Source organism: Kribbella sp. NPDC026596, from assembly GCF_040638415.1.
Taxonomy (GTDB): Bacteria; Actinomycetota; Actinomycetes; order Propionibacteriales; family Kribbellaceae; genus Kribbella.
This window is the reverse complement of record NZ_JBEZYF010000001.1, coordinates 161,271-177,590: the sequence shown is the minus strand read 5'-3', so window position 1 is coordinate 177,590 and position 16,320 is coordinate 161,271. Positions and strand designations below refer to the sequence as shown.

General features: G+C 67.9%; 16 protein-coding genes. 10 read left to right on the top strand and 6 right to left on the bottom strand.

The genetic code is table 11. The features are described from left to right. Positions 1-9 precede the first annotated feature (9 nt). From AB0E63_RS00905 to AB0E63_RS00890, 4 genes are all read left to right on the top strand, one after another. Positions 10-432, top strand: coding sequence for an SRPBCC family protein (locus AB0E63_RS00905; RefSeq protein WP_360359269.1), 423 nt, complete (start codon positions 10-12; stop codon positions 430-432). Positions 433-508: 76 nt separating this feature from the next. Further along, entirely contained in the window at positions 509-1,894 is a 1,386-nt protein-coding gene (locus AB0E63_RS00900) for a DHA2 family efflux MFS transporter permease subunit (protein WP_360359266.1), read from the top strand. Continuing rightward, positions 1,891-2,838, top strand: coding sequence for a sigma-70 family RNA polymerase sigma factor (locus AB0E63_RS00895; protein ID WP_360359264.1), 948 nt, complete (start codon positions 1,891-1,893; stop codon positions 2,836-2,838). Before AB0E63_RS00900 ends, AB0E63_RS00895 begins: the two co-directional genes overlap by 4 nt. 13 nt (positions 2,839-2,851) lie before the next feature. After that, entirely contained in the window at positions 2,852-3,607 is a 756-nt protein-coding gene (locus AB0E63_RS00890; RefSeq protein ID WP_360359261.1) for an isocitrate lyase/phosphoenolpyruvate mutase family protein, read from the top strand. Positions 3,608-3,616: 9 nt separating this feature from the next. On the opposite strand, the gene AB0E63_RS00885 is transcribed toward AB0E63_RS00890, so the two are convergent. The 4 genes from AB0E63_RS00885 to AB0E63_RS00870 form a co-directional block, all read right to left on the bottom strand. Then, a complete protein-coding gene (locus tag AB0E63_RS00885; RefSeq protein ID WP_360359258.1) occupies positions 3,617-5,203 on the bottom strand; it encodes an amidase in 1,587 nt (528 codons plus the stop codon). Next, the gene (locus AB0E63_RS00880) at positions 5,200-5,484 is read right to left on the bottom strand and encodes a hypothetical protein (protein WP_360359255.1); all 285 of its coding nucleotides are present in this window, start codon (positions 5,482-5,484) and stop codon (positions 5,200-5,202) included. The genes AB0E63_RS00885 and AB0E63_RS00880 overlap by 4 nt, the downstream gene beginning before the upstream one ends. A gap of 152 nt (positions 5,485-5,636) precedes the next feature. Then, on the bottom strand, positions 5,637-6,083 hold the full coding sequence (locus AB0E63_RS00875) for a protein kinase (RefSeq protein ID WP_360359252.1): 447 nt from the start codon (positions 6,081-6,083) through the stop codon (positions 5,637-5,639). 122 nt (positions 6,084-6,205) lie between these two features. Continuing rightward, positions 6,206-7,045, bottom strand: coding sequence for a class I SAM-dependent methyltransferase (locus tag AB0E63_RS00870; RefSeq protein WP_360359249.1), 840 nt, complete (start codon positions 7,043-7,045; stop codon positions 6,206-6,208). Between the two features lie 80 nt (positions 7,046-7,125). On the opposite strand from AB0E63_RS00870, the gene AB0E63_RS00865 reads away from it, so the two are divergent. After that, the gene (locus tag AB0E63_RS00865; RefSeq protein ID WP_360359246.1) at positions 7,126-7,890 is read left to right on the top strand and encodes a maleate cis-trans isomerase; all 765 of its coding nucleotides are present in this window, start codon (positions 7,126-7,128) and stop codon (positions 7,888-7,890) included. Here the strand turns inward: AB0E63_RS00865 and AB0E63_RS00860 are convergent. Continuing rightward, the gene (locus AB0E63_RS00860; protein ID WP_360359244.1) at positions 7,887-8,186 is read right to left on the bottom strand and encodes a hypothetical protein; all 300 of its coding nucleotides are present in this window, start codon (positions 8,184-8,186) and stop codon (positions 7,887-7,889) included. The two genes, AB0E63_RS00865 and AB0E63_RS00860, sit on opposite strands and share 4 nt — an antisense overlap. Before the next feature lie 241 nt (positions 8,187-8,427). On the opposite strand from AB0E63_RS00860, the gene AB0E63_RS00855 reads away from it, so the two are divergent. Beyond that, entirely contained in the window at positions 8,428-9,162 is a 735-nt protein-coding gene (locus AB0E63_RS00855) for an SDR family NAD(P)-dependent oxidoreductase (RefSeq protein WP_360359241.1), read from the top strand. Here AB0E63_RS00855 and AB0E63_RS00850 read toward each other — a convergent pair. After that, positions 9,139-10,623 (bottom strand): FGGY-family carbohydrate kinase, encoded by a 1,485-nt coding sequence (locus AB0E63_RS00850; protein WP_360359238.1) that lies wholly within the window; start codon positions 10,621-10,623, stop codon positions 9,139-9,141. The two genes, AB0E63_RS00855 and AB0E63_RS00850, sit on opposite strands and share 24 nt — an antisense overlap. Before the next feature lie 166 nt (positions 10,624-10,789). Here AB0E63_RS00850 and AB0E63_RS00845 point away from each other — a divergent pair, with 166 nt between their 5' ends. Genes AB0E63_RS00845 through AB0E63_RS00830 form a run of 4 tightly spaced genes read left to right on the top strand, consistent with a single transcriptional unit; the run spans position 10,790 to position 16,312 of the window. Beyond that, complete coding sequence (locus AB0E63_RS00845) at positions 10,790-12,049, top strand: sugar ABC transporter substrate-binding protein (RefSeq protein ID WP_360359235.1); 1,260 nt, start codon at positions 10,790-10,792, stop codon at positions 12,047-12,049. Continuing rightward, positions 12,049-12,936, top strand: a complete 888-nt coding sequence (locus AB0E63_RS00840) for a sugar ABC transporter permease (RefSeq protein WP_360359232.1) — start codon at positions 12,049-12,051, stop codon at positions 12,934-12,936. Before AB0E63_RS00845 ends, AB0E63_RS00840 begins: the two co-directional genes overlap by 1 nt. Further along, positions 12,936-13,865 carry a carbohydrate ABC transporter permease gene (locus tag AB0E63_RS00835; RefSeq protein ID WP_360359229.1) on the top strand — a complete coding sequence of 310 codons (930 nt, stop codon included), beginning with the start codon at positions 12,936-12,938 and terminating at the stop codon, positions 13,863-13,865. Before AB0E63_RS00840 ends, AB0E63_RS00835 begins: the two co-directional genes overlap by 1 nt. Then, entirely contained in the window at positions 13,862-16,312 is a 2,451-nt protein-coding gene (locus AB0E63_RS00830) for a beta-galactosidase (protein WP_360359226.1), read from the top strand. The genes AB0E63_RS00835 and AB0E63_RS00830 overlap by 4 nt, the downstream gene beginning before the upstream one ends. Positions 16,313-16,320: the final 8 nt, after the last annotated feature.

Below are 16,320 nucleotides of genomic sequence, written 5' to 3'. Positions count from 1 at the left end.
ACTCAGCGCATGCCGGGCCTGCGGCACACCATCACCATCGCGGCCCCGCCCGAGCGGGTGTGGGCCGTGATCGTCGATGTCGAGCGCTGGCCCGAGCGGATCCCGACTGTCGAAGCCGTGGAGCGTCTCGACGCCGGACCGCTGGCCGTCGGCTCCCGGACCCGGTTGCAGCAGCCTCGGCTGCCCACAGCGGTGTGGACGGTCACCGAGCTGGTCGACGGGTCGTCGTACACCTGGGAGTCGAGGTCGTCCGGCGTTACCGTCACCGCCACGCACGTCGTCGAGCCGCATCCCGACGGGAGCCGGCTCGCCCTCGCCCTGAGAGTGTCCGGTTGGCTGTCCGGGATCGGCTGGCTGATGTCGCGGTCGCTGACCAAGCAGTACGTCGAGACGGAGGCCACCTCGATCAAGAGGGCCGCCGAGACCACCTAGAAAAGCACTCATCGCAGCGATGAGTTCGGGGGTCGGCGCTGGTCTGTACAGGTGAAAGCAATCTCCTGGAGGACCTGTGCGGACGACGAACGAACAACGATGGGTTTTGGGGCTGGCCTCGCTGGGGTCGGTCATGGTGGCACTGGATGTGCTGGTGGTCGCGGCGGCGCTGACCACCATCCGGGCCGATCTCGGCGCCTCGGCCGAGCAGCTCGAGTGGACGGTGAACGCGTACGCCCTGAGTTTCGCGATGCTGATGATGACCGCCGCGGCGATCGGTGATCGCTGGGGGCGGCGGCGTACGTACGCCGGTGGCCTGGCGCTGTTCACCGTGGCGTCGGTTATCTGCGCGCTGGCCACCTCGCTGCCGTGGCTGATCGCCGCGCGCGCCTTGCAGGGCGTCGGTGCGGCGGTGGTGATGCCGCTGGCGATGGGGCTGCTGGGTGCGGCGTTCCCTCCGGAGCGGCGCGGGTGGGCGACCGGCGCCTTCAGCGCGGTGACCGGCCTGGCGGTCCTGGGTGGACCGATGATCGGCGGTGCGGTGACCGAAGGGCTGTCCTGGCAGTGGATCTTCTGGATCAACGTGCCGATCGGCGCGGCGGCGATCGTCCTGGTACTGCGGAAGATCCCGGAGAGCACCGGCCCAGTACGCCGGCTCGACCTGGTTGGTGCGGTTCTGATCAGTCTCGCCGTACTCGGTCTGGTCTGGGGAGTCGTGCAAGGTGAGACCGCCGGATGGTCGAGCGCCGAAGTCCTCGGTTCGTTCGCAGCAGGCGTCGTCCTGCTTGCCGCGTTCGGAGTCCGGGAGAGCCGATCGGCCGAGCCGATGATCCCGCTTGCCTACTTCCGCAACCGGACGTTCACGGCGGCCAACTCGGCCGGCTTCTTCCTCAGCGCCGCGCTCTTCAGCGCCGTCTTCTTCCTGTCCCAGTACATGCAGGTGGTCTTCGGATCTGCTCCGCTGAAGGCCGGTCTGCAGCTGTTGCCGTGGACGGCCACGCTCTTCGTCGTCGCTCCGATCTCCGGCCGGTTGATCGACCGGGTCGGCGAACGCCCGCTGGTGGTAATCGGGATGGTGCTCCAGACAGCCGGCATGTTCTGGGTCAGTCGAGGCACCAGCCAGTACGGCGACCTTGTACTGCCGCTCGTGATCACGGGCTGCGGGATCTCGCTGGCGATGCCGGCCGCGCAGAGTGCCGGCGTCGGAGCGCTGCCCCGGGACGCCGTGGGGATCGCGTCCGGTGTGTACAGCATGACCCGTCAACTGGGCGGCGTCGCCGGGGTCGCCGTACTGGGATCGGTGTTCGCCTCCGCCGGTGGGTACGCCGGTCACGGTTTCACGAGAGCCCTCGCGGGGTGCGGCGTACTGTCGTTGCTCGGGGCACTGTCGGGCCTCGGCATCGCCGCCCGGCGCCGTACCGACGAGCCGGTCGTCACCGAGGTGGTGGAGGGAGTGCGATGAACCTCGAGGAAGAGTTCGCGCTGCATCGGGGCGGGCTCGTCGCGCACTGCTACCGGATGCTCGGGTCGCTGCATGACGCCGAGGATGCGGTGCAGGAGACGTACCTGCGGGCCTGGCGTGGACACGCGGACTTCGAGCACCGGTCGACCGTCCGGACCTGGCTCTACCGGATCGCGACCAACGTGTGCCTCAACCTCCTGCAGCACAGCAGCCGCCGGGTGGTCCCGTCGGCGCTCGGTGCCCCCGGCAACGATCCGGACGAGCTCCATCCGCAGGCGCTCGAGGTGCCTTGGCTGGAGCCCTTCCCGGACCAGTTGCTCGGCGCCGATCCGGCCACGGTGGTGGGTGATCGGCAGAGCCTTCGTCTCGCGATGGTTGCCGCGATGCAACACCTTCCGCCGCGACAGCGCGCCGTACTGATCTTGCGCGAGGTGCTGACCTGGCCGGCGGCTGAGGTCGCGACGATGCTCGACACCACGACCGCCGCCGTGAACAGCTCGCTGCAGCGGGCCCGGGCCGAGTTGGCCCGGCTCCGGCCGATCGAAGAGGACCTGAGCGAGCCGGACGAACCGCTCCGTCGCGCCGTGCTCGATCAGTTCTCGGCGGCCATGGAGAGCAAGGATCTGGTCACGTTGGAGGGCTTGTTCACCGAGGACACCCGGTGGGAGATGCCGCCGATCCCGACGTGGTTCAGCGGGCGTCGCGACGTACTGCGGCTCCTGGACTCCAAGCTGCGGCCGGGTCCGGACCGGCGGATGCTGGTCGAGACCTCAGCGAACGGACAGCCCGCCTTCGCGCTCTACATCCGCGGCAACGACACCTCGTATCACGCGCATTCCGTCAAGGTCCTGACCCTGACCAAGGCCGGTATCGCGGCCGTTCTCGCCTTCCACCAGCCCGCGCTGTTCCCCGCGTTCGGGCTGCCCCTCATTCAATCCCGCTGAGACGGAGATCGTCATGTCACTCGCAACCACACTCCGGGCGCTGCACGTGCCTGGCGCACCCCTTGTCCTGCCGAACGCCTGGGACGCGGCCTCGGCCCGGATGGTCGAACAGGCCGGCTACCCCGCCGTCGCGACCAGCAGCTTCGCAACGTCCACGATCCTCGGGTACGACGACGGCGAGCAGGCACCGGTCGACGACGTACTGACCGCGACGGCCCGGATCGTCCGCGCGGTGTCCGTTCCCGTCACCATCGACTTCGAACGCGGGTACGGGCTCCCGCCGGCCGAACTCGTCGAGCGCTTCACCGCGACCGGAGCCGTCGGCCTCAACCTCGAGGACTCGGACCCGGCCACCGGCGCGATGATCGATCCGGCCGAACAGGCCGACTTCCTGGCCGCGGTCCGCGCCGCGGCCGGGACCGAACTCGTGATCAACGCCCGCACCGACGCGTTCATCCGCAACGCGGGCTCGCCCGAGGACCAACTTCGTACGTCGATCGACCGCGCCGAGCGCTATCTCGCCGCAGGTGCCGACTGCGTCTACCCGATCGCGGTCGGCGACCTCGACGTCGTCGGCATCCTGGTCAAGGAGATCCCCGGCCCGGTCAACGTCGCCTACGGCCAGGGCGCACACTCACTCGCCGACTACACAGCCCGCGGCGTCGCCCGGATCACCTTCGGCCCGATGTTCCAGCGCCACCTGTACAGCAAGCTGGCGAACTCCCTCCTGCCGGCCCTCCAGGCGGACGAGAATCCGTTCACCCGCTAGGCGACCGGATCACTGCATGAGATCGGGGACCTCATGGGCCAGGATGCGGCCACGGTCCGCGGTGGTGCGGAGCTTCGCCGCCGGTACGACGGGATCCGCGGGGCGACGGTGATGCCAGTCGGTGACAGCCTGGTAGGCGGCCGCGACGGCGAGGAGGCGGTCCTCACCGAACGGCTTGCCACCGAGGATGGTGCCGATCGGCAGGCCGGCGGCCGTGAAGCCGATCGGTAGTGCGAGCTCGGGCAAGCCCAGCGCGTCGAACGGAGTCGGTGAGGTCTGAACGACGACGTCGCACTGACCGAAGAGATCCTCGAGGACTCGTTCGAGCAGCAACATCTTGGCGCGCTGACCGATCAGGTACTCGTTGGCGCCGAGCAAGGCGCCCTGCAGCCAGCCCGTCAGCGAGACACCGAAGCCGCGCAGGTCCGACCGCAGCATCGGGAGGAACGGCTCGCTCCGCTCTGGCAGCCGCACGTTGTTGAAGGCCGCGTTCGTGAGCAGGTCCCACTCGTCCGGCATGGTCACATCAACGACCGAGAGACCGTCGATTCCCGCGAGTACGCCGAGGGCCGTCGTGCGCGCCACCGCGGTCGCCGAAGTACCGCTGGTGAAGCCGGGGATGACACCGATCCGGGTCCGCCAGCGGGCCTGGACACCCCGGCCGCGCACGACCGGCGTCGCCGCGGCCACCAGGTCCGGCACCGGCGGAAGCCCTTGTGTTCTGGGGTCTTCCGGGTCCGCGCCGGCCATCGCGGTCAGCATGATCGCGGCGTCCATCGCGTCGCGTGCCAGCGGACCGGGATGATCGCGGGTGTAGCTCAGCGGCACGATGCCGTGCAACGAGACCCGGCCCATCGTCGGCTTCAGCCCGGTCAGGTTCTGGGCGTTCGACGGCGCGGTGATCGAACCGCCGGTCTGCGTTCCCACCGCCGACAGCGCCATCCGGGACGCCACCGCGGTCGCGGACCCGGACGACGAACCGCCGGGATCCGTGCTCGGATCGGCCGGAGTCCAGGCGTTCACCGTCGTGATCCGTCCGTCCGGCGTCGTCGCGCGAGTAGTTGCCAACGGCCCCATCTGGGTCTTGCCCAGGACGATGCCACCGGCAGCGGTCAACCGCCGGACGGCGGTCGCGTCGTACGGCGGGACGAAGTCCGCGAACAGATACGAGTTCGCCGTCGTGGTTACGCCGCGCGTGTAGTAGTTGTCCTTGATCGCCAGCGGAATGCCGTGCAGCGCACCGCCGCGAGTGCGGCCGAGCGCCCGCGCCCGAGCGAGCGCCTCGTCCGCGAGCACCAGGTTGAACGCTTGGTACGTCGAATCGAACCGCTGGATCCGGTCCAGACATGCTTCCAGCAACTGTTCTGGCGTCAGCCGGCCCGTGCGGATCAGCGTGGCCGCCTCGGCGACGGTCAGCTCGCTCACGTCAACCGGCCGGACCGGGACATCGACAAGCGTCGCAGCACCGGTGGTCGTCGGTGCCGCGTGCGCGATCGACGGGAGCGCGAGAGTGCCGACGGTTGTTGCGGCAGCCAAGGCGCCCGCGCGGTAGAGGAACGATCGCCGGTCGACCTGGTCGTCCTGCGGCGTGCTCATCGCGCGTCCTCCCGAACGACATCGATCGACGGGTACAGCTTCGGCGGTGCGACCTGCTGGGCGAGTGCGGCGTCGGCAGCGAACGCGTAGGCGCTCAACGGCAGAACTGTCGTCCGCATGAACCCACGGAGACTCGCGAGCACCGAATCCAGGCCCGGACTCCCGGTGTCCGGATCCGGCGCGCTGCCCGTGGGCAGCTGATCGAGATCGATACCGATCGAGGCAAGACGCGCGCGGATCATCACATCCAGTTCGGCGTCCGTCGGCTGACTGAGACCCATGAGTCCCTCCCGGTCGTGGCGGCAACCTGTCAGCCTTTTTATGTCACCTTCAACTACTCCGAACATTTCACCGATGTCACGACGAGGTTGCGGTCCGCGGGGTTCCCTGGCCCGGCGCAGGAACTGGTGGGCTTGAACAGGTTATTGCTTGTCTAGGCACCCCAGCAGGGGTCTAGGCCCCCGAGATTAGGCGTCAGACCGAACCGTAGAGGTAGCCGATCTCTGGACGCCAGCGCTGCCCAGCGTGCCGGGCGAGAGCGGCGACCAGGTCGGCGTGTTGTTGCTCGGTCAGCGGGCCGAGGACACACAGCGGGACGCTGCCGTCCGTGCGACCGCCGGGGCGGGAGCGGACCGGAGTCGCGGACGTGCGCGGCGAGCGTCGTACCGTCGACTCGTTCCATCACCAGGAACAGGTAGTCCCGGTCGACGCCGCGGTCGTGCAGGGCCACGACGTTCGGATGGTTGATCTGTGCGGCGGCGACGGCCTCGCGTTCGAAGCGTTGCTGCAGATCGGGTGGTACGGCGTCGTCCGGCGCGAGGAACTTGACGGCGACCTCCCGGCGGAGCTCGCGGTCCCGGCAGGTCCAGACTTCGCCCATCCCACCGCGTCCGAGCCGCTCGATCAACTCGTACCGCCCGGCGATCAGCTCACCACTTCTCGCACATCACCCCAGCACGACGTGACAGACCGAGCGGCTCACACTACTGGCCGTCAGGGGCTCTAGCGCCAGATGACGGCTTCGATTTCGCGGCGGCGTTCGGAGAAACGGCCGTTGTCGGAGGTGTTCGTCAGGAGGGTGCGGAGGTCGGCTTCGAAGGCGGGGAGGTCTGAGCCGAAGAGGTGTGGGGTCGAGCTGGAGAGGGAGAAGACGGAGGCGGTGACGTCGTCGACCGTACGTTCCTCGACTTCGTTGCCGCCGACGACGATGCGGGTCGGGCCGCGGTAGCCGACGGCGCGCATGACTTCCTCTTCACCTGGGCGCGTGCCGGTCGGCAGCGTGCCCTGACCAGCGCGGCGGACCGGACCGAGATACCGGGCGACGAGCTTGTCGATGTGGTCCCAGGGCGGGCGTGGATATGGGAGAGCGTCCGTGCCTTCGACACCGCGATGCGTGGTGGCGCCGACGTGCACCCAAGCGCCGTCCGGCGTCAGCATGCCGCGAATTCGATCGGCGACGAGCGCCTGATCCATCCAGTGGAACGACTGCGCGAACGTGACCACCCGGAAGCTCCCGAGATCGGCCGGCAGCTCCTCCGCCCGTAACTGTCGCCAGGTCGTGTTCGTCAACCCGGCCTGGTTCGCACGCCCGGCGGCGGTGGCGAGCATGTCGCCGTCCGCGTCCACCCCCACCGCTTCCTCAACCAGCGGCGCGAGCAACAGCGTGAGCGACCCCGGACCACACCCCACGTCGAGCAACCGCCCGCGACCGTCCAGACCGAGTTCGTCGCGTACCGCATCCGCCAACGCCGCCGGGTACGCCATCCGCCCGACCGCGTAATGCTCGGCGCTCCCGGCGTACAGGCTTGGATCCCACTTCCAGTTCCACCCGGTCGAGTCCATCCCGCGATGCTATCGATGCCCCACACCCTCCCGTCGAACGAATATCCAGCGCACACTCGGCAGTGGGGAAGGGAGGGGGCATGTGGCAACCAGATGGCTGGGATGTACGAGCGCGGATCGGTGTACTCACCCCGCACGGTGACGTCGGTCCCGAGTCGGAACTCCAGGCAATGGCTCCGGAAGGTGTTCGCGTGCATGCGGCCCGCGTCCCGTTCGGGGCGATGGCAGCAGGTGGGACGATGGACCCGACGATCCCGCTGGCGCCCGTACGGGCGTTTGTCGAACCACCGGCCATCGACGAGGCCACGGCGTTCCTAGCAGCCGCACCGATCGCCGCGATCGGGATCGGGTTCACCAGTTCGTCGTACGTGGTCGGTGTCGAGGGCGAACGCAAGGTCGTCGAGCGGCTGATGCAGCGGAGCGCCGGCATCCCCGTCGTCGCCACCTGCGCCGCCGCGGTCGCCGGGCTCCAGGCGCTGAAGGTTCAGCGGATGGCACTCGTCGATCCACCCTGGTTCGATGCCGAGCTGGACCGGCTCGGCGCCGAGTACTTCGTCTCCCAGGGCCTGGACGTCGTACGCCACGGGTCTTGCAATCTGCCGAGCAGTCAGCGCAGCATCAACCCTGCCGAGCTGTTCAGCTGGGTCGTCGCCAACACTCCGAACAACGCCGAAGCGGTCTTCATCGGCGGGAACGGCTTCCGCACGGTCGGCGTCATCGCCGCGCTCGAGGAGGACCTCCAACGCCCCGTCCTCACAGCAAACGCCTGCCTCCTGTGGGGCCTCCTCCACGCCGCCCAGACCGCGGCCAGACCAACGGGCTACGGCACGCTCTTCCGCCTCTAGCCGAGGTCGGTCGACAGCTGGCGCAGGAAGATGTAGGCGACCCGACCGGCCTCGAGGGCGGCGCTGTCGACGCGATGGTCTCGGTCGCCGCGACGATCTCCGGCAGGCAGTCCCACGCCAACCCGGACCACGCCTTGCCGCGCCCCCGCGCGTCGCCGAACCACTCCTCCCAGTCCGTCCGCGGGCGTAGCGCCGACCTTCTCCAACCGCCAGGTGTTGGTGTCGCACGTACGTCGACCAGCTCGAGCGCCGCTGCTGATGATCCAAGGTCTCGCGGACACAAGTGTCTGGTCCACGCATGCGATCCGCCTTGTCTGGCTGAGAATTCGCTGTGAGCTCGCTGACGAGGCGAGCGTTCTTGCGGTGCGCGCCGGTGCTGATAGCGATGGTGTCGTCGCTGGTAGTCAGAAACGCCGACAGGGGTTCGATCTGACGAGATAGCGACGTAGGCTGCTTCTGCTGCGGGGGGACCGTTGGGGCTGCAGGGGGGAACTGCGTGATGCTCGACTTAGGCCTGCCCTTGGGCAGGTGGATGCGGTGATCGGGTTGGGGCGAATTCTGGTCTGGATCTCTGGTGCGTCGGCCGGACTGGGCGCCGCACTGGCAGCGACGATCCCGTTCGACGCGGAACTCGTGGACATCTCGCGCCGCGGTGGTACGCCGGGGGCCCACCACGTCGCCGCGGATCTCGCGGACCCGGCCTCGTGGCCCGTGGTCGAGAAGGATTTCCGGCAACGGATGGATGAATATGCCGCGGACATGGTGATCTTCGTCCACAACGCCGGCACGCTGACCCCGCTGGGACCGGCCGACCGGGTCGACACCGCGCAGTACACGCGCAACGTGCTGCTCAACTCGGCCGCGGCCCAGGTCCTCGGTCACGCGTTCCTGAGCGCGGTGTCCGGGCGGGACTGCGAGCAGCACCTGATCATGATGTCGTCGGGTGCCGCCCGACGTCCGCACGAAGGCGAATCCAGCTACTGCGCCGGCAAGGCCGCGATCGACCAGTGGGTCCGCACGACCGGCCTGGAGCAGAACCGGCGAGATCCGGGCTGCCGGGTGATCTCGGTATCGCCTGGCGCGGTCGACACCGACATGCAGGCCGAGTTGCGGGCGTGCAGCGACGATCAGGTCCCCGAGTCCAACCGCTTCCGCGAGATGGACGCCAAGGGCCTGCTGGCCAAGCCGGAGGACGTCGCCCGTACGGTCTGGTCGCTGCTCGACCGCGACCTCGACAACGGCAGCGTCCTACACATCCGCGATCTCACCTGAGCGTGCCAGCCGGTGGATCTGCGCACGAGTCGCCGGATACAGCTCCGTGTAGGTCTGGAAGAGCTCCGCGTACGTCGAAGCCGTCGACGGATCGGGCCGAACCACGTGATCAGGCTTCGCCCAGTCTGTGTCCGGCGGGACCAAGCCGATCCCGATCGCCGCCAGCAGCGCGTCGCCGTACGACGCTCCGATCGTCTGCTGGGGCAACTGCTGTTCGACTCCGCAGACATCGCTCACGATCTGCGTCCACAACCCGCCCTGCGTACCACCGCCGACCGCGACGATGCGCTCCGGCCGCCCGGCCGCCACCTCGAAGTTGTCGACAATCTGCCGCACCCCGCAGGCGATTCCTTCGTACGCCGCTCGCAGCAAATGACCACGTCCGTGCCGCAGGGTGAGTCCCGCGATCACGCCACGCGCCAGCGGATCGTAGATCGGCGTCCGTTCGCCACTGAAGTACGGCAACATCACCAGTCCCTCGCTGCCCGCGGGAACAGCGGCAGCCTCCGAAACCAGCGTCTCGAACGGCACTCCGCCGGTCAGGTCCTGCAGCCAGGTGGTGATCGTCCCGGACGTCGCCATGCCGGCAGCCAGCGTGTGGGATGACGGCTCGACGCCGGATGTAGTCCAGAGCCCACGCACACTGGTCGGTGCGGTCAGCACTTGCACGAAGAACATCGTGGAGCCGTACATCAGCATCAGATCGCCAGGACGCCGTACGCCGACGCTGAAGGCTTCCGCCCACGCGTCGACCGTGCCCGCAACAACCGGAGTCCCCTCAGCCAGACCCGTCGCCGCAGCCGCCACGCCGTGCACGACCCCGACCTGCTCGGAAGGCCACACCAACCGCGGCAGCGCCAGGCCCGGGAGTACGGCGTGCGCCCAGTCCCTGCCCCAGTCCTCCGCGTGGATGTCGTAGAAGGGATCGCACTGGCTCGCGGTGTGGTGATCCAGCACCCATTCACCGGTCAACCGGGCCACGACGTACGTGTGCGCGCTGAACCACTGGTCCTGCGGACGCCACGCCTCCCCCGCCTCGCGCCGCAACCACGCCAGCTTCGGACCGATCGCCTGACTGGACAGGTCCTTGCCACAGCGTTCGAGGATCGCGTCCGCACCGAGTTGCTCGGTGAGCTCGGCGATCTCCCGGGTCGCTCGAGTGTCGACGCCGTACAGGATGGCGGGGCGCCGCGGCCGAAGGTCCTCATCGGTCTGCACCACGCACGGCCCGAGGCCGGAGACACAGACTGCGGCGACGTCAGCCTGCGCTGAGGTCAGTTCGGCCAGCACCTCGACGACATCACCCCACCAGTCGCGGTCGGCGTCCATCTCGGCCCAGCCGGGCCGGGGCAGGTGGGGCGCGTGATCGCGCCGCGCGACCGCGTGCACCGTCCCGTCCGGCGTGGTCAGGACGGCCTTGGTACTGGCGGTGCCGATGTCGACCCCGATGACGAAGCTCATCCGCCAATCTTCCAGCAGTGTGCGGGGTCACGGTTTGGACACCCGGACGGCGAGGTCTTGTCAGGGATTATTCCAATGGTTAGTTTAACCGCCACTCTAATCGAGCGGGGCTGCGCGGAAGAGGTGTGCGATGGGAACAGGGTTCTCCAGGCGAGGTTTTCTCGGCATGGGACTGGCGGCCGGCGTGATCACGCTGACGGCCTGTGGATCGGACAACGACAAGGGCTCGACGTCGGGGAACAACGCCACCGCCGCCAACCTGGTGATGACGGTGTGGGGCGGGGAGAATGACAAGACGACGTACCAGAAGCGGATCGACCTGCTGGTCAAGAAGTACCCGGAACTCAAGATCACGCTGCAGCTGATCCCGAACGACGGGTACGCCCAGAAGGTCCAGACGATGATTGCCGGTGGCAAGGGCCCCGACATCATGCAGGTCGCGGAGAGCGTCAACGTCTACTCGAGCAAGAACCAGATCCAGCCGCTGGACGACCTGGCCTCGAAGGCCGGACTGGACCTGGAGAAGCGGTTCGGCGCGATCGGCAAGCTCTACTCCTACCAGGACAAGGTCTACGCGATCCCGGACCGGTCCGGCGCCATGATCGTCTTCTACAACAAGGCGCTGTTCGATGCCAAGGGCATCAAGGCGCCGAGCGCGGACTGGACCTGGGACGACGCGCTCGGCGCGTTCAAGGAGCTGACCGTCCCCGGCAAGCAGTGGGGCTATGCCGGCGGCGGCTGGTGGGCGCAGTGGTGGAGCTTCGTGTACCAGAACGGCGGCAAGATCATCGACGACAGCGGCAAGCCCGCGGTCGCCAGTGACGAGGTGATCGACGCGCTGCAGTGGACCGGGGACCTGATCTTCAAACACGGCGTCGTACCGACCCAGAAGCAGTACGCCGACATGGGCGCGGACGTCGGCGGGGACCAGGCCTTCGCGAACGGCAAGGTCGCGGTGAACACCACCGGCTTCTGGGGGATCAGCGGCCTGACCAAGTCCAAGATCGAGTGGGACATCGCGCCGCTGTGGAAGGGCAAGCAGCAGGCCGTGACCGCGTTCGGCAGCGGCCTGGCCATCTCGCGGACGGCGAAGAACCCGGAGGCGGCGTTCAAGGCGATCGACTTCCTCACCTCGCCCGAGGCCCAGCAGCAGATCATCGCAACCGGCCAGGACGTGCCGGCCAGCCTGGAGGTGCAGAAGAGCGACGCGTTCCTGAAGCCGGCCTGGATGACCAAGCCGGTGAATATGGACGTGTTCGGCGAGTCGAGCGACTTCATCTACCGGGCGCCGTTCATCCCGGCCTGGAACGAGATGCAGAAGGCGTTCGACGACGGGCTGGCCGACTTCTGGCTGGGCAAGCAGGACGCCCGGGCCGCGCTGACCGCAGTCCAGAAGCGGCTCGAGTCGATCGTCAAGCCAGGCTGATGTCGGGGCTGCGCCGCCGTGAGGCGCTCTGGTTCTACCTGTTCGCGTCGCCGTGGATCATCGGGTTCGTCGTTTTCCTGCTCGGCCCGATGCTCGCGTCGGTCTACATCTCGCTGACCGACTGGGACTCGTTCACGGCGCCGAAGTGGGTCGGGCTGGACAACTACACCCGGCTGCTCACCGAGGACCCGGTGTTCTGGAAGGCGTTGTGGAACACGTTCTACTACGCCGCGATCTCGGTCCCGCTCGGGCTCGTGATCGGCCTGTGGCTGGCGAACCTGCTGAACAAGCAGGTTCGCGCCCGCAAGGTGTTCCGGACCCTGATCTACCTGCCGACCCTGGTCCCGCTGGTGGCGACCGCGATGATCTTCAAGATGGTGCTCGCGCCGTCCGGCCCGCTGAACGACGTACTGGGCTGGTTCGGGATCCCCGGGCCGTCATGGTTGCTGGAGTCAGGCTGGGTGAAGCCGGCGCTGATCCTGCTGTCGGTCTGGGGTGCCGGTGGCGCGACCGTACTGTTGCTGGCAGCAATGAAAGGCATCCCGCGGGAGCTGTACGAGGCGGCTGAGGTGGACGGTGCCGGACCGGTCCGGCAGTTCTGGAGCATCACCGTCCCGCAGCTGACACCGATCATCTTCTTCAACCTGGTGATGGGACTGATCGGCGCGTTCCAGGTGTTCTCGCAGGTCTACATCCTGACCAAGGGCGGGCCGAACAACGCCAGCCAGATGATGGTGCCGCTGCTGTTCGACGAGGCGTTCTCCTTCTACCACCTGGGCTACGCGTCGGCGATCTCGTGGCTGCTGTTCGCGGTGATCCTGGTGTTCACCCTGCTCGCCTTCCGCACCGCCCGGCGCTGGGTGTTCTACGAAACCGAGGTGAAGTGATGGCCACCGTCATCTCCGCTGCCGCACCACCGGAGCAGGAGTCCAAGCCCGGACCGGAGCGGACCCCGAGCAAGGACCGGATCATCGGGGTGTTCCGGGCGACGCCGTTCAGCTACGCGACGCTGATCATCGTGTCCGCGGTGCTCTCCGTACCGCTGGTCTTCGTGGTGTCGATCGCGCTGTCGAGCGATCAGACCGTCAACGCGAACACCTTCACGATCTTTCCGCGGGAGTTCGGCTGGGACAACTTCACCCGGGTCTTCAGCACCGAGTTGCCGATGCAGCGGTTCCTGCTGAACTCGGTGATCATCTCGGCCGGCGCGGTGATCGGCCAGGTGCTGTCCAGCGGACTGGTCGGGTACGGCTTCGCACGGCTGCGCGCACCGGGCAAGAACGCGCTGTTCATCATCGTGATCGCGACCATGATGATCCCGGCGCAGATCACGATGATCCCGCAGTTCATCCTGTTCAAGGAACTCGGCTGGGTGAACACCTACCTTCCGCTGATCGTGCCGAACTTCTTCTCCAACGCCTTCAACGTCTTCCTCGTCCGGCAGTTCGTTTCCCGGCTGCCGAGTGAGATCGACGAGGCCGCGATGGTGGATGGGCTCGGCTTCTTCGGGATCTACCGCCGGATCATGCTGCCGATGCTCGCACCGGTGCTGATCGCGATCGGCATCTTCACGCTGACCGCGACCTGGGGTGATTTCATGGGTCCGTTGATCTACCTGAACGACGAGGCCAAGATGCCGCTCGCCCTCGGCGTGCAGTACATCACCAGTACGTCGGCCGCCCTCCAGGCGCCGCCGTGGAACCTGGTGATGGTCGGCTCGATCTTGCTCACCTTGCCGATGATCCTGGTCTACTACCTGGGTCAGCGGTATCTGTACGAGATGGACATCAGCGGCGGGAGTGCGGGAGTCAAGTGAGCTCGGTTTCTTTGAACAGCCAGGGCGTCGTCGTCGACGACAAGCCGGCGGTCGTGCTGTGCGCGTCACTGTTCTACTTCCGGTTGCCTCGGGAGCAGTGGCGCGCTCGGCTCGAACAGGTCCGCGCATCCGGCTACACCTGCGTGGATGTGTACCTGCCGTGGAACTTCCACGAGCTCTCCCCCGGCCGCTGGTCGTTCGAGAGCCGGCGTGACGTGGCGGCGTTCCTGGATCTCGCGGCCGAGGTCGGGTTGCACGTCATCGCCCGGCCCGGGCCGTACATCTGCTCGGAGTGGGACGGCGGCGCGCTGCCGGCGTGGCTCGGGTTGGACCCGTCGTTGCGGGTCCGGCAGAACGAGCCGCGCTTCCTGGCCGCGGTGACGGCCTGGTTCGATCAAGTCCTGCCGATGCTTGCCTCGAGACAGTACGGCGCGGGCGGTTCGGTGATCATGGTCCAACTGGAGAACGAGCTGGACTTCTTCGACTGCACGGACCGCCCCGGATACCTGACCGCTTTGCGCGACCAGGCTGTTGCGCACGGCATCGACGTACCGCTGATCGCTTGCGCCGGGCAAGGAGATCTGTACGGCGCGACCGGCGACGTCGACGGCGTCGTACCGGCGTGCAACTTCTATCCGGACGACGACTCGCCTTTCATTGAAGAAGAAGTACGGCGGTATGCGGCGCTGCTCGCGGATCGTGGGTTGCCGCTGCTGATCACCGAGACGAACCGGCGGCACCGGACCCTGCGCCGGCTTCTGGCGAGCGGTGCGTCATTGCTCGCGCCGTACCTGCAGTCGTCGGGCTGGAACTTCGGCTACACGCCGTCGAGTGGGAACTGGGGTCAGCCGGGCAACTTCATGAGCCACGGCTACGACTTCGCGGGGTACGTCTCGTCGACGGGTGTGGAGCGGCCCGAGTACGCCGAGGCGCAGGTGCTCGCGCGAGTGCTCGGGGCGCTGGGATCACGGTTGGCGTTGGCGTCACCCGGGGAGGCGGTGGAGGTGGTCGCCGATTTCCCGACCAGCTCGTCTCCTTCGGTGCTGGAGCTGGACGGTGGTGGGCGGCTCGTCGCCGTACCCAACCTGGGTGCGGATGACGGGCGGGCTGTTGTCAACGGGGTGTCGGTGGCAGTCGGCGCGGACTCGTGTCCGCTGATGCTGCTGGATCTGCCGCTTCGGGACACGACACTGACGCTGGCGTCGGCGGATCTGGTGGAGCTCTCCGATGACGGTCTGGTGTTCTGTTCGGCCGTCCCGGTGACCGTTGTCATCGGCAACACCTCGGTGGAGATCGCGGTCGGATCGTCGCTGGTGGTCGAAGGCGTCGGGGTCACCGCCGCGCCCAGGCCCGGCGTCACGCAGCCGGAGACCTCCGGTGTGGAGCATGGGGCCGTTCTCCGCCGTACCTCGGCGGCTCCCTCGAAGCCGGCCGGTACGCATGAGCTTCCGCCGGCCTTGGAGTCCCTCGGCGTCTACCGCGGCCGTGGTGTGTACACGACCACCACGGAACTGACCGACGAACTGCTGCTCGTGGGTGCGACGGACATCGTGGACCTGTCGATCGGCGGCCGTGTTCAGACGCTGGCCGGATTCGGTGCGACCCATCGCATCGACACTCGTGGTCTCAGTGGCGAGATCCAGGCGACCGTCGAGATCTGGGGTCACGCGAACTTCGACGACTCCCGGCTGCCTGCGCTCCGCCTCGGCGCGCTCCGCGGTCTCGGCACGGTGTGGACGATCGTCGAGTCCCGGGACATCTCCGCGTTGTGGACGGTCGACGGCCACTGGGCCGGCGACCCGGCGCCGCTGCGCACCCTCACCGGCTGGAGCAGCACCCGCGTCGGTACGCCGATCACGTACACGCGCCGTGTCGACACAGACACCCCGACGGCTCTGCAGTTGAACGGCGTCCGCGAGCCGGTCACGGTGACCGTGGACGACGGGGAGCCGCTCACCGTGCACGCCGAGAACCCATGGGCGCTGTTGCCCGCGGGCACCAAGCAGATCTCCGTGACGGTCCCCCATCACCCGAGCGGCGGTGGTCTCCGCGCCGAGCTGCTCTCGCTGAATCCGGTGGTCGACTGGGCGTGCGCCGTACAGGACGACGAGCTGCTGACGGCCTTCGCCGGCCACGACGCTCCGGGCTCGGCGATCGAGCTGCCGTTGACGCTGGCACCGGGTGAAGAGGCCTGGCTCGACGTGGAGCTTCCAACGTTGGAGAATGGTCTCGTACTCCGGCCGGAGGGGAACCAGCTGCGCGTCACGGGCTGGGCGTCCGGAGAGTGTTTGGGGAGGGTGTGGCTCGGTGACCGACCGGCCTTTTCCGGCGGCGATCCCGACGTACTGTGGATTCCGCCGGGCTGGTCCGGGCTGACGCTGCTGGTGCGGGGCGTCGAGGGTCCGGCCACGCCTGAGCTGCGTACGCTACGGCTGGAGTCGACTTAGAAGGGGGA

Coding starts and splice junctions, on each gene's coding strand:
- AB0E63_RS00835 (WP_360359229.1), top strand. CDS start 12,936: ATGGCCACCGTCATCTCCGCTGCCGCACCACCGGAGCAGGAGTCCAAG.
- AB0E63_RS00880 (WP_360359255.1), bottom strand. CDS start 5,484: ATGGGTCTCAGTCAGCCGACGGACGCCGAACTGGATGTGATGATCCGC.
- AB0E63_RS00885 (WP_360359258.1), bottom strand. CDS start 5,203: ATGAGCACGCCGCAGGACGACCAGGTCGACCGGCGATCGTTCCTCTAC.
- AB0E63_RS00850 (WP_360359238.1), bottom strand. CDS start 10,623: ATGAGCTTCGTCATCGGGGTCGACATCGGCACCGCCAGTACCAAGGCC.
- AB0E63_RS00905 (WP_360359269.1), top strand. CDS start 10: ATGCCGGGCCTGCGGCACACCATCACCATCGCGGCCCCGCCCGAGCGG.
- AB0E63_RS00840 (WP_360359232.1), top strand. CDS start 12,049: ATGTCGGGGCTGCGCCGCCGTGAGGCGCTCTGGTTCTACCTGTTCGCG.
- AB0E63_RS00895 (WP_360359264.1), top strand. CDS start 1,891: ATGAACCTCGAGGAAGAGTTCGCGCTGCATCGGGGCGGGCTCGTCGCG.
- AB0E63_RS00890 (WP_360359261.1), top strand. CDS start 2,852: ATGTCACTCGCAACCACACTCCGGGCGCTGCACGTGCCTGGCGCACCC.
- AB0E63_RS00845 (WP_360359235.1), top strand. CDS start 10,790: ATGGGACTGGCGGCCGGCGTGATCACGCTGACGGCCTGTGGATCGGAC.
- AB0E63_RS00865 (WP_360359246.1), top strand. CDS start 7,126: ATGTGGCAACCAGATGGCTGGGATGTACGAGCGCGGATCGGTGTACTC.
- AB0E63_RS00870 (WP_360359249.1), bottom strand. CDS start 7,045: ATGGACTCGACCGGGTGGAACTGGAAGTGGGATCCAAGCCTGTACGCC.
- AB0E63_RS00875 (WP_360359252.1), bottom strand. CDS start 6,083: ATGGGCGAAGTCTGGACCTGCCGGGACCGCGAGCTCCGCCGGGAGGTC.